General features: G+C 72.0%; 10 protein-coding genes. 2 read left to right on the forward strand and 8 right to left on the reverse strand.

Translation table 11 applies throughout. The features are described 5' to 3' along the window. Positions 1-12 precede the first annotated feature (12 nt). On the reverse strand, positions 13-981 hold the full coding sequence (locus ACZ7OU_RS28240) for an EamA family transporter (RefSeq protein WP_470257436.1): 969 nt from the start codon (positions 979-981) through the stop codon (positions 13-15). A gap of 68 nt (positions 982-1,049) precedes the next feature. Here ACZ7OU_RS28240 and ACZ7OU_RS28245 point away from each other — a divergent pair, with 68 nt between their 5' ends. Beyond that, on the forward strand, positions 1,050-1,907 hold the full coding sequence (locus ACZ7OU_RS28245; RefSeq protein ID WP_470257437.1) for a LysR family transcriptional regulator: 858 nt from the start codon (positions 1,050-1,052) through the stop codon (positions 1,905-1,907). On the opposite strand, the gene ACZ7OU_RS28250 is transcribed toward ACZ7OU_RS28245, so the two are convergent. Next, complete coding sequence (locus ACZ7OU_RS28250; RefSeq protein ID WP_470257438.1) at positions 1,895-2,545, reverse strand: DUF998 domain-containing protein; 651 nt, start codon at positions 2,543-2,545, stop codon at positions 1,895-1,897. The two genes, ACZ7OU_RS28245 and ACZ7OU_RS28250, sit on opposite strands and share 13 nt — an antisense overlap. A 209-nt stretch (positions 2,546-2,754) precedes the next feature. Between ACZ7OU_RS28250 and ACZ7OU_RS28255 the strand changes: the two genes are divergently transcribed. Beyond that, on the forward strand, positions 2,755-5,214 hold the full coding sequence (locus ACZ7OU_RS28255) for a M14 family zinc carboxypeptidase (RefSeq protein WP_470238976.1): 2,460 nt from the start codon (positions 2,755-2,757) through the stop codon (positions 5,212-5,214). A gap of 46 nt (positions 5,215-5,260) precedes the next feature. Here the strand turns inward: ACZ7OU_RS28255 and ACZ7OU_RS28260 are convergent, their stop codons facing one another. The 6 genes from ACZ7OU_RS28260 to ACZ7OU_RS28285 all read right to left on the reverse strand — a co-directional run bounded on the left by ACZ7OU_RS28260 (position 5,261) and on the right by ACZ7OU_RS28285 (position 12,654). Next, positions 5,261-5,887: a LysE family transporter gene (locus ACZ7OU_RS28260; RefSeq protein WP_470237047.1), complete on the reverse strand. Its 627-nt coding sequence runs from the start codon at positions 5,885-5,887 to the stop codon at positions 5,261-5,263. Positions 5,888-6,040: 153 nt separating this feature from the next. Beyond that, positions 6,041-7,135, reverse strand: a complete 1,095-nt coding sequence (locus ACZ7OU_RS28265; protein WP_470257439.1) for a J domain-containing protein — start codon at positions 7,133-7,135, stop codon at positions 6,041-6,043. 435 nt (positions 7,136-7,570) lie between these two features. Beyond that, the gene (locus ACZ7OU_RS28270; protein WP_470257440.1) at positions 7,571-9,154 is read right to left on the reverse strand and encodes an AMP-binding protein; all 1,584 of its coding nucleotides are present in this window, start codon (positions 9,152-9,154) and stop codon (positions 7,571-7,573) included. Between the two features lie 117 nt (positions 9,155-9,271). Next, entirely contained in the window at positions 9,272-9,985 is a 714-nt protein-coding gene (locus tag ACZ7OU_RS28275; RefSeq protein ID WP_470257441.1) for a transporter substrate-binding domain-containing protein, read from the reverse strand. Between the two features lie 342 nt (positions 9,986-10,327). After that, on the reverse strand, positions 10,328-11,350 hold the full coding sequence (locus ACZ7OU_RS28280; protein WP_470257442.1) for an aldose epimerase family protein: 1,023 nt from the start codon (positions 11,348-11,350) through the stop codon (positions 10,328-10,330). A 68-nt stretch (positions 11,351-11,418) separates the two neighbouring features. Next, on the reverse strand, positions 11,419-12,654 hold the full coding sequence (locus ACZ7OU_RS28285; RefSeq protein WP_470257443.1) for a PucR-like N-terminal domain-containing protein: 1,236 nt from the start codon (positions 12,652-12,654) through the stop codon (positions 11,419-11,421). Positions 12,655-12,729: the final 75 nt, after the last annotated feature.

Here is a 12,729-nt window from a genome sequence, read left to right on the forward strand (position 1 = left end):
CGCTCTCGATGCTCAAGCAGCTGATCGGCGGGGTGGACAAGAAGAAGCCGAAGAACTGGCCGCTGCTGCTGTGGGTGGCCCGGGGCTTCCTGGCGATGTCGGGGGAGAAGCCGGACCCTCGGCTGACGGAGACGACGGAACCGGCGCTGCAGGTCTGACCACCGCGAACACGTTGACCGCGACGATCACGCCGATCGCCGCCCACGCGAGCGTGTCGAGGCGCTGGTCGAGGACCACCCAGCCGACCAGTGCCGCCAGGACCGGGTTCACGCTCATCACCGTGCCGAACACCGGCGCCGGGACGCTGCGCAGCGTCAGCAGGTCCGCCAGCATCGGGACGGCCGACGACAGGACGCCGGCGGTCACCGCGGCCAGGATCGCCCCGAGCTCGGGCCGGTGCGCGATCATCGCCCAGACGCCGACCGGCACGTAGGCCAGCCCGGACACGCCCGCGGCCGCCGCCGAGCCCGCGATACCGGGGATGCGGGCGCCGACCTCGCGGTTGAGCAGGATGTAGGCCGCCCAGCACGCGGCGGCGAGCAGCGCCAGGCCGATGCCGAGGTAGTCCGTGCTGGGCCGCGGCCGAACCAGGACCACGACGGCCCCTGCCGCGACCAGCGCGCACAGCAGGTCACCCCGCCGCCGTGACCCGGCGAGGGCGACGGCCAGCGGGCCCAGGAACTCGAGGGTGACGGCCAGGCCGAGGCCGACGCGGTCGACCGCGCTGTACAGCGAGAGGTTCATCGTCCCGAACACCAGCGCGAGGGCCAGGACGAGCCGCCACTGGGCGGCGGTGAACCCGCGCAGCCGCGGTCGTGCGGTCGCCAGCAGTACCACGGCCGCGACCCACTGGCGGACGGCCACGACACCGACCGGCCCGAGTTGCGGGAAGGCCAGTGCCGCGACCGACGCCCCGACCTGGTTGGACAGCCCGCTGCCCGTCATCAGTACCGCCCCGCGCAGGCGTCCTTCGCTCGTCATGCCCCGACTATCGAGGCCGGCGGGGCATACGCAAAATGCATCCGACACGCCGGCTATACGCTGAACGCATGGATGCCTCGCTGGAGCTGCGCCACCTGCGGCACTTCGTCGCGGTGGTGGACGCCGGGAGCTTCACCGACGCCGCGCTCGAGCTCGGCGTCTCCCAGGCGACGGTGTCGCGGACCCTGCTCGCGCTCGAGCGGGTCCTGGGCGTGCGGCTGCTGCACCGCACGAGCCGGACCGTCGAACCCACCACGGCCGGGGTCACGGTCCTCGCCCGGGCGCGGGTCCTGCTGGCCGACGCCGAAACGCTGGTCCACGAGGTCACGACCGGCCACACCCGGCTGCGGCTGGGGCACGCGTGGTCGGCGGTGGGCCGGCACACCGCGGAGTTCCAGCGGCGCTGGCAGGACCGGTACCCGGACGTCGAGCTGCAGCTGGTGCGGACCAACACGGCGACCGGCGGCCTGGCCGAGGGGCGCTGCGACCTGGCCGTCGTCCGCACCGCCGTCGACACCCGCCGCTACGCCCACACGGTCGTCGGCCACGAAGGCCGGTGCGTCGCGCTCGCTTCGGACGACCCGTGGGCCCGGCGCCGCGTGATCCCGTTCGCCGAGCTGAGCGGCCGCACGCTCGTCGTCGACCGGCGCACCGGCACGACCACGCCGGACCTGTGGCCCGAGGACGCCCGGCCGGCGGTGGAGTACACCCACGACATCGACGACTGGCTGGCGGCGATCGCGACCGGGCGCTGCGTCGGCGTCACGCCCGAAGCGACCGCGGCGCAGTACCGGCGCGACGGCATCCGCTACCGGCCGCTGCGCGACGCCGGCCGCATCCCGGTCCGGCTGATCTGGCGCGTCCGCGACGCGCACCCGGCGACGCACCTGGCCGCCGCCCTGCTGACCGAGCTCTACCGCTCCTGAGGACGCGCCGGAGCGAGCAGGACGCCCAGCGCGATCAGCTCGGTCAGCGCCATCCCGCGTTCGACGAGGCCGAGCGGGATGATGGTCCACCAGCGGCCGCCGTCGACCGCGGCCACCACCACGGCCCACAGGATCACCGCGAACCAGCCCAGCGACGCGATCGCGAGCACGCGGGCCAGCCACCGGCGGCCGGGGGAGCCCGGGAACGCCGTGCGCGCGGCGACCAGCACCGCCAGCGGGAGGGCCACGAAAGCCACGACGCTCGCGATCCGGTGCAGCGTGCCGCCGAAGTCCGAGCGCGCGACCGTGGCCCAGTCCGGCTTCGGGAAAGCCACGATGACCAGCAGTCCGACCGTCCACAATGTACCCAGGACGGCCGCGGGCACGGGCAGCCGCCGCTGGCTGTGCAGGACCGCGAGCCCGGCCGCCGAACCGAGCGCCACCAGGATCACCGCGAGGTCGAACACCCACTTGTGGTCCGAGAGGCCGTATTCGCTGATCGTGCGGCGGGTCGCGCTGATCCGGTCGGTCGGCGGGATGACCTGGAGCAGCAGGACCAGCGCGGCACCGATCACGAGGGCGGCGACCCCGCCGAGCGAGACCGCGAGCGATGTCCGTCGCGCAGGGACCGTGACCATGAACCGACAGTAGCCGACCGGTGGTTGAACTCCCGGTGAAGGTTCTTTCGGGCGAACCTTGGTGTGAAAACGGGGTCAAGGCTGTACGACTTACGGCGGTTACCGTAGCCGGTTTTCGTCCATTACGGTCACTCGCTACCGGTACGTCCGTGCTGTGCCGGCCTCGCTCAAGGAGGTCTTTGCCTGTGGGGAATTCACCAAGAAGACTGGTGCTGGCGGCTTCGGTCGTGGCGCTGGCGGCGGCGTTCGTCACGTTACCGGCCGGTACCGCCGGCGCGGCCCAGAACATCCTGCGTGCCGACAAGTCGGTACCACGCTCGTGCTTCGCGAAAGTGCTGCCCAAGGGCACCTCGGGCACCGATCGCCGCGAGCTGACGTCCACTGTGGACGGACTCGTCCAGGCCCGGCTGAAGCCGACCTCGGGCGCCGAAGGCGACTGGGACGTCGCCGTGTTCGACAAGGCGACGGGTGCGGTGGTCGCCGCCTCCACGGCGTTGCGCACCCACGAGCTCGCCGAAAGCTTCGTGAAGAAGGGCCAGGAGCTCGTCGTCCAGGGCTGCCGCTACGGCGGTTCGGCCGACCGGGCCCAGCTCGGCGTCGACTTCCTCGCGCTGACCCCGCAGGGCACGCCGACCACCGCGCAGAAGGCGGAGCTGGTCCGGGTCGAGACGCCGACGCGCGCCGACAAGAACAAGCTGACCGGTCTCGGCCTCGACGTCACCGAGAAGGGTGACGCGACCGGGATCGAGGTCGTCCTCGCCGACGACGCCGACCGCCAGCTGCTGAAGAACAGCGGCTTCAAGTCCAAGGTGATCGAAGCCGACCTCTCGGCCAAGTCGGTCCAGGACGCGAAGACCGACCGCCAGTACGCCGCGAAGACCGCCGCTTCGGCGCTGCCGTCCGGGCGCACCAGCTACCGGCACCTCTACGACTACAACTACGAGCTGAAGGAGCTGGCCCGCAAGAACCCCGGCCTCGTCTCGGCGTTCACCATGCCCGAGTCGACCTGGGAAGGCCGCGACGTCGTCGGCGTCGAGATCGCCACCGACGTCAAGAACATCACCGACGGCAAGCCGGTGAACTTCACGATGGGCGTGCACCACGCCCGGGAGTGGCCGGCCGCCGAGCACGTCATGGAGTGGGCGTACGAGCTGATCAACGGCTACGCGCACGACGCCTCGATCCGCAGCCTCGTCGGCAAGACCCGCAACATCGTCGTGCCGGTCATCAACCCGGACGGCTTCGAGATCTCGCGCGAGGCCGAGCCCAAGGGCGACTTCACCCGGTTCGACTACGAGATGAAGCGCAAGAACTGCAACGTCAACGACTCGCCGCCGCAGTACGCCACCGGCGTCTGCAAGGCCAACCCCGGCGGCCGCCTGCGCGGCACCGACCCGAACCGCAACTACGCGGGCTTCTGGGGCGGCGCCGGTGCCGAGATCGCCTGGAGCGGCGACACGTTCCGCGGGTCCGCGCCGTTCAGCGAGCCCGAGGTGCGCAACGTCCGCTCGATCGTGTCCTCGCGCCAGGTGACCAACCTGATGACGATGCACACCGTCGCCGCGCTGGTGCTGCGCCCGCCGGGCGTGGCCGACGTCCGGCCGCCGCTGGAGGAGCCGGCCTACAAGGCCCTCGGCGACAAGATGGCGTCGCGCAACGGCTACATCAGCCAGCCGAGCTGGGCGCTGTACGACACCACCGGCAGCACCGAAGACTGGTCGTACTGGGCCACCGGTGGCTGGGGCTTCACCATCGAGGTCGGCGGCAACGGCTTCCACGGCCCGTACGCCGACAGCGTCGTCGCCGAGTACGAGGGCCTCGCGCCGTCGTCCGGGGCGGGCAAGGGCGGCAACCGGCAGGCGCTGCTCGACCAGCTGGGCAGTGCGGCCGACCCGGCGCAGCACTCGACGCTGATCGGTTCGGCGCCGAAGGGCTACCAGCTCAAGCTGCACAAGACGTTCCAGACGCCGACGTCGCCGGTGATCCAGCCCGACGGCTCCACCAAGCCGCCGATCTACGTCACCGACAACCTCGACTCGAAGTTCACGACCACCGGCGGACGGTTCGCCTGGTCGGTCAACCCGTCGACCCGGCCGTACGTGGCGGGCCGCTACGGGCGCGACCCGCAGGGCCCGGCGCAGCAGGGTCAAGCGGTGACCAACCCGGCCGGCGTGCCGCCGATCAACCAGAACTACCCGGTCGACCCGGCGGGTGACTCGTTCACCTTCCACGTCAACGGCCTGCCCCAGGTCGACAACGGGAAGTTCAGCGTGAACATCAACTGGGCCAGCACGGCCACCGACTGGGACCTGTTCATCTACGACGCGGCGGGCAACCAGGTCAGCTCGTCGGCGAACGGCGGCACGACGTCCGAGCACGCCGTGCTGTTCGACCCGCCGGCCGGCGACTACCGCGCCGTGGTGGTCAACTACGACCAGGCCGACCCGGCCACGGTCGACGACTGGACGGGAGACGTGTCGTTCGCGTCGCCGATCCCGCCGACGTACGGGCCGAAGGAGGCCTACCAGCTGACCTGCACGTCGCCGAAGGGCCAGCTCGTGGGCGTGGCGGACGTGTACGCCGACCGCGGCCAGACGGTCGACGTCGGCGAGGTCTGCACCCGTTCCGCGCACGCGCAGAAGCAGCGCGCTTCGGGCGGGACCCGGTAGTTGGGTTTTAGTTAGTGAGGGCCTTCTCGCTTCGGCGGGGAGGCCCTCACGGCGTTGCGGCGAGGGTGACGCCGAGGGCCACGAGGATGGTGCCGACGACGCGGTCGAGGGTGGGTTTGGCGTACGCGTACCAGCGCCGGGTGGCGGGGGCGGAGAACAGCAGGGCGACGCTGAGGTGCCAGGCCGTCGAGACGAGGAGGATGAGCGCGACGGCCGCGGCTTTGACGGCGGTGGGTTCGGTCGGCGGGAGTGTGGCCGTGAGAACACTGCCGAAGAACGCGGCGGCTTTCGGGTTGGTCAGGTTGCTGACCACGCCGCGGCGGAAGTGGTTCGGATTTTGCGTGACGGGTTCGTGGTTCGCCGTCTCCTCCGCGGCTTCCGGTCGGCGGGCCCGCAGCCACAGCCGCACGCCGAGCCAGGCGAGATAGCCACCGCAGACGACGCGCAGGCCGGCGGCCAGCCAGGGCGCCCGAGCCAGCAGACTGCCCAGCCCGAAGACGGCAACGGCGGCCAGCACCCCACCGGCGGCGACGACCCCGACCGCGACGGCCACCGCGGCCCGCCGGCTCCCGGCCGCGGCGGTGTGCGCGATGAGCACGAAGTTGGGCCCGGGGGAGACGGCCGCGGGAAGGTAGGCCAGCAGCACGGTCCCCAGGGTGGCAGCGGGGGTCACAGGTTCAGCCTGACACGGCGGCCGGCAGCGCCCGCCCCGGCCTGGCAAGGGGCACCGCGCCTTGCGGTCCTGCCGGCTCCGTGCCCGGTGAACGGGGCCCGGTCACCTCGGACAACCCCGCCCGGCCCACTCAGCTCCGACGAACGCCGGAGGTCACGCCGCCCGGCCGCCCCCGCCGACCACCTGGTCACGCATCGTCCGCAGCGCCTGGTGGTCCACTGTGGACGGGTCGGCGGCGAGCCACTCGCCGATCTCGTGCAGGAACTCCTCCGGCGTCATCGGCGCCGCGGGCAGGTCGCCCGGGTCGGCCGTGGTCAGGTCGCCGCTGCGGCTCGGGTACACGATCATCGCGCCGCGCAGCGCCACGCCCGGCAGCAGGTCGCGGTAGGCGGCGAGGCTCTCGGCCAGCCGGCTGCCGCCGCCGCGGAACGGGCGGCCGTTGCGCAGCAGCCTGCCGTCGTCGGCCGTCTCGTAGTGGCCGGGCAGCCACAGCTTCGACTCGATCAGCACCAGGCGCTTCCCGCACAGCACCGCGTGGTCGACGTCGGCGAACACCGAGCCCGGCCACGCGAGCCCGTGGAAGATCCGCGCGCCGGGCAGCCGCGTCAGGTAGGTCTCGAGCAGGTCGGCGGTGAGCCGCTCGGCCAGCTCGTCGCGCTCGGTGCCGGGCGACCCGAACACGGTGCGCCCGCCGAACTCCTCCGCGTACGCGTCGCGCGCCTTGTTCGCCCGCAGGTACCCGCGGGCCAGGCGCTGGACCAGCAGCGCGGTGCCGGCGGTCAGCAGCAGCCAGACGATGAGCACCGGCGTGCTGAACCCCACCCCGCTGACCAGCGGCAGCAGCACGAGCACCATCCCGCCGACCGCGGCGACCACCGGCGTGTGCCCGGGCCCGCGACGGCGGCCGTGACGCATCCGCGTGTCCTCGCCGGCGAAGTGCCACCAGCTCAGGTCTTCGGCGTCCAGGTCGGGCAGGTCGGGGACGAACCCGGGCTCGTCCCCGAAGCGCCGCCGGGCCCGCGGCCGGACCGGCACGGCCACCACGGTCGCGCCGCCGGAGTCGTAGCGCGCCCGGGCGACGGGATCGCTCAGGACGTCGTAGGCCTCGCGGAGCAGCCGGAACGTGCCGACGGTCCCGCCGCCGTCGGGGTGCATGGTCTTCGCCAGCCGGCGGTAGGCCGTCTTGACGTCGGCCGCCGTGGCGGTTCGGCGGACGCCGAGCACCTCGTAGTAGTCGACCTCGGGCACGCGGGCGTTCACCTCCGGATGGCTGCGCGAAGACTTTATGGGACCGGGTTTCCGGGCCGGCCACCGCCTCGGCGGCGCGTCGGGGTGATCCTCCTCCGGCGCAGGTCAGTGCGGTGTCAGGAGTTCTATCGCCGACGGCGGGCGATTCGCACACCCGGTTCGGCGACGCCGAGGGGGCGCGTGACGGGGCTCCGGACGGGGGTTCCGGCGCGTTTGCCGTGGTCCGCGAGTGTCCATTGAGGACTTTGCATCACCCGGAAGTGTTGTCGCGGCGCGAAACATCGGGATCGCGGTGACGTTTCGTAGCCGGATTTCACCCAAAGGGAGGGGAACAGGTGTTCGAATCCGCGGCTAGGATGGAGGCATGTCCACGGCACTCCCCAGACGTGACGGGCCCACCGCCACCCCACCTCGGCAGCGGGCCCGTCACCCCCGTCACCGCTCGCGCAGCAGGAAGCGCTGCAGCTTCCCGCTCGCGTTGCGCGGCAGCGCGTCGATGAACCGCACCCGGCGCGGGTACTTGTACGGCGCCGCAACGGCTTTGGCGTGCTCCTGCAGGGCGTGCACGAGGTCCGGACCCGCGGTGACGCCTTGTCGCGGCACGACGAAGGCGGTCACGACGGCGCCCCGGTCCGGATCGGGCGTGCCGACGACCGCGCACTCGTCGACGTCCGGGTGGCTCAGCAGCACCTCTTCGACCTCGGGAGCGGCGATGTTGTAACCGGAGGAGACGATCATGTCGTCGCTGCGCGCCACGAACCGGAAGTAGCCGTCGGGTTCCCGGAGGTAGGTGTCGCCGGTGATGTTCCAGCCGTCGCGGACGTAGTCGGCCTGTCGCGGGTCCTCGAGGTAGCGGCAGCCGGTGGGGCCCTGAACGGCGAGCAGCCCGGGGGTGCCGTCGGGCACGGGCGAGCCGTCGATGTCCAGGACGGCGGCGCGGAACCCGGGGACGACGGTGCCGGTCGTGCCCGGGCGGGCGGCGTCGTCGGCCGCGGAGATGAACACGTGCAGCATCTCCGTGCTGCCGATGCCGTCGATGAGCGGGCGGCCGACGAGGTCGCGGTACCGCTCGGCGACGGTGGCGGGCAACGCCTCGCCGGCGGAGACGGCTCGGCGCACGCCTTTGAGGAGAGGGCCGTCGCCGGAGCCGAGGATCGCGCGGTAGGCGGTCGGCGCCGTGAACAGCACGGTCACCGACCGCTCGGCGACGATCGAGGCCAGCTCCCGGGGTGTGGCGCGCTCCAGGAGGAGCACGGACGCGCCGGCGTGCAGCGGGAAGACGAGGAGGCCACCGAGGCCGAAGGTGAACGCGAGGGGAGGGGTGCCGCAGAAGAGGTCGTCCGCGGTGGGCCGCAGGACGTGCCGGGAGAACGTGTCGGCGATGGCGAGCAGGTCGCGATGGAAGTGAATCGTCGCCTTGGGGGTCCCGGTGGTGCCCGAGGTGAAGGCGAGCAGGGCGACGTCGTCGGCGGCGGTCGGCACGTCGTCGAAGGTCGCCGGGTGCCGCGCGCAGCGTCCGGCGAGGTCGGTGCCGTAGGAGACGGCGGGCAGCCCGGGTGGCAGCTCGTCGAGCAGGCGCTCGTCGCACAGGGCGACGGCCGGCCGGGCCCGCTCGACGATCTTGTCGAGCTCGTGGCGGCGCAGCATCGGCATCGTGGAGACGGCGACCGCGCCGGCTTTGAGGACGCCCAGCCAGCAGGCCGCCAGCCACGGCGTGTTGGTGCCGCGCAGCAGCACGCGGTTCCCGGGGGCGACCCCGAGTTCGTCGGTGAGGACGCGCGCGATCCGGTTGGCGCGCGCGAGCACGTCGCCGTAGGTCCAGGTCTCGTCGAGCGAGTGCAGGCAGGGCCGCTCGGCGCCGAAGCGCTCGACGGCGCCGTCGAGCAGGGCGGTGGCGGCGTTGAGCCGGTCGGGGTAGTGCAGCTCGGGGAGGTCGAAGACGAGCCGCGGCCACTGCTCCCCGGGCGGCAACCGGTCACGGCAGAACGAGTCGGTGTGAGCGCTGGGAGTAAGCCTCATCGCAGCTCCTCGGATCGACTTCGACCCTAGGAAACGTAGCACTCGTTGCGACCGTCGAGAAGACGCTATGCCGCACCGATGACGGCGGCGAGGAAGAAGCGATACCACGCCGTGACTTCACCCCGCGGGCGGCGCGACGGTGGCATCCGGCTGGTTGGCGCGGCGCAACGCGTCGGCGACGAAGCCGTTCGCCTTGAGCTCTTCGACCAGCTCACGCAGGAAGGCGACGGTCGAAGGCTGCCGCGCCGGCGTGGTCCCGACGGCCTGCTGGATCTGCATGAACCGTTCCGGAACGACCCGCATGCCGGGATGCGCGGAGACATAGGCGGTCATCGGCTGCCGAATCCCGGCAGCGACGTCCAGGCCCTGCTCTTCGAAGGCGACGACCCCGTCCGAGCCACGCACGATCGTCGCGTGCGCGAGGGTCCGCGTCAGGAAGAGGTCGTAGGCCGACCCTTCCTTCACCCCGATCCGAACGCCCGGCCGATCGACGTCCGCAGGTGAGCGGAAGCGCGAATCGTCCGGAACGACGTACACACCTTCGATGACGACATAGGGAGCGGTGAAGGCCACCGAGGCCGCCCGCGCCGGCTCGATCGCCAGAAAACAGAGATCGGCGGCACCCGAGGTCAGCGCCTCGAAGGACTTCCGTGCGGCATCAAAGCAGACAAACTCGACGGGCACACCCAGCCGCGCGGCAACCTCACGCGCAAGGTCGACGGTGACACCCCCGGGCGCATCCGGAGTCCCGTGGGCAAGCACCGGATTCCCAAGATTGACGGCGGCACGCAGCACCCCGGTGGGCGCGAGGTCAGCGGAAAGATCTCCCATGAGGGGCGAGGGTAACGACGCAACCAGCACCAGGCGCCCGAGTGTCACTCACGCCACCACGTGGCGAAAGCCGCTCGCGCAGCCGACCGGCCGCAGGTCAGCCACACCACCCGGCGCTGCGGGCGTTGCTCACACCACCGGTTGGGCGGCGCAGGTTCGTCGCGGCACTCGGCGCGGCGAGCAGTGCTCACCCGGCCGGCCGCCGCGGCGAAAGTCGCGTTCGCCACGTCGCCCGGCGCGGCGAAAGTCGCTCGCGCAGCCGGCCGGGCGCGGGGTCGCCCACACAACCGGTGCGGCGAGCATTGCTCACACCACCGGCCGACCGGGCGCGGCGAACCTCGCTCACCCCACCGGCGGCCGATCCGTCGTTCCCAGCTCGAAGACCGTCTCCTGGTGATAAACCTCGCCCGGCCGGAGCACCGTGCTCGGGAAGTCCGGCCGGTTCGGCGAATCCGGAAAGTGCTGAGCCTCCAGCGCGAACCCCGCGCCGGGAGTACCGAGGTAGTTACCCGAATAAAACTGCAGACCCGGCTCAGTAGTCCACATCGTCAGCAACCGGCCGGACGTCGGCTCCCAAGCCCGCGCGGCGAACGGCGCCCCCTCGTCGAGGACCCAGTTGTGGTCGTAACCACCCCCGATCACCAGCTGCGGGTCGGGATCGCCGATCCGGGCGCCGATCGCCGACGACCTGCGGAAGTCGAACGGGGTCCCGATGACCGGCACCGGGCCGCCGGCCGGGATCAGGTTCTCGTCCGTCGGGCAGTACGACTGCGCCGCGATCGACAGCGTGTGGTCGTACACCGGCCCGGCGCCCGCCAGGTTCCAGTACGTGTGGTTCGTCAGGTTGACCACCGTCGGTGCGTCCGTCGTCGCGTGGTACGTCAGGTGCAGCCGCGCGTCGAGGCGGTACGTCACCTCCGTCGTGAGCCGGCCGGGGTAGCCCTGGTCGCCGTTCGGGCTTACCAGCGTCAGCCGGACTCCGTCCGGGAGCGGGGTTGCCGACCACACCCTCGTGTCGAACCCGGACGGGCCGCCGTGCAGGCTGTTCTTCCCGTCGTTCACCGGCACGCGATGCAGGATGCCGTCGAGGGCGAACGTGCCGCCCGCGATGCGGTTGGCGAAGCGGCCGATCAGCGCGCCCAGGAACACCCGGGCCGCGCCCGGCCGGTTGTTCGCCACGTACCCCTCGAGGTCCGGGTAGCCCAGGACGACGTCGGTGCCGTCCGGGGTCTCGACCGACTGGATGACGCCGCCGTAGTCGAGCACGCGGACCGTGAGCCCGCCGGGCCGGGACAGCGTGTAGCGGTGGACGTCGGTGTCGCCGACGCGGCCGAAGAACTCGCGGGTGAGTTCGGTGTGCGTCATCGACAGGCCCCTCCGCCAACGCTGTTAGCGCTAACAGCATGCGGGAGGACGCACCGCACGGTCAAGGGTCAGTGCTCGCCCGGCGGCGGCGTGCCCAGCAGTTGGTGCGCCCGCAGGGCCATCTGGATCTCCAGCCGCTGCGCCGGATCGCTCAGCCGGTCGCCGAAGAGGCCGCTCAGCTGGCTGACGCGGTAGCGGACCGTCTGCGGGTGGACGCCCAGCGCCTGCGCGATGTCCGGCGTGTTCCCGTTGTGCTCCAGCCAGCTCAGCAACGTCTCCGCGAGACGGACCTGCTGCTTCACCGTCAGGCCCGCGAACGGCGCCAGGGTCTTCGCCGACAGCTGGTCGAGCAGGAACCGGTCCAGCAGCAGCCAGTGCGTCGCCAGGTGGTCGGCCGTGTGCGTCACCGCCTGGTCCCCGAGCAGGCCGCGGCGGACGAGATCCAACGTTCGCCGCGCCCACAGTGCCGACGTCGCCGCGTCGGCCGGCCGGACCCGGGGGCCGACGGCCGCGCGCCAGCCCGGCAGCCGGCCTTCGAGGCCCCGCAGGTCGCGGTCCGGGTTCGGGGTCAGCAGGCAGGGCTCGGTGCCTTCGAGGTCGAGCAGGACGTCGTCGGCGACCTGCGGGGCGGGCGTCAGGTGCTGCTCGCTGCGCGGGTCGAGCGCGACGACCGTGACCCACTCCGGCATGGTCCACTTCGCGGCCTTCGCCATCGTCGCGATCGTCGCCGGGGACGACGGCGGGCTGGCCAGGAGGAGCTCGAGCAGCCGGCGGCGACGGCGTTCGAGCGTGCCGGTCGCCATCGCCTGCGCCAGCGTGTACCCCTCGACCGAGTGGGACGAAATCTCTTCCACATAAGCGAAGATCGCCTCCGCGCCGACGCACAGCACGGCCGCCGGGAAGCGGTGGGCCTGGCCCAGCTCCGCCACGTACCGCCACGCCGCGCGCCCGCCAGCGCGGTAGGCGGCCTGGAGTGAGTTCAGGCTGCCACCGTCGTGGTGAACGCGCTTTCCGACCTCCCGGAACAACTTCGGCCAGTTGTCCTCTGTGGACGGTGCCGCGTCGATGCTGTCGATGCAGCTGAGCACCGCCTGCTCGATCGCCAGCACGATCATCTTCCCGAACTCGCCCTCCAGGGGCTTGGCGTACTCGGGCACGGCCCGCTGGATCTCTTCGAGGATCCGCCGGGCGAGCGGGTCCGCGTGCGGCCGGAACCGCCGCGCGAGCTCGGTGGGCAGCGAGCCCCAGAGCTGGTGGGCCCGGCCGGTGCCGCGGGGGTGCGGGACGGTGATCGTCCGGGTCATGGCCACCCCTTTTTCCGCATCGTCGCGAAGGTCATGAACGCACACGAAAACGAGATTGGCAACCGCCGGGCCTGC

This window comes from Amycolatopsis sp. NPDC114505, assembly GCF_055633615.1.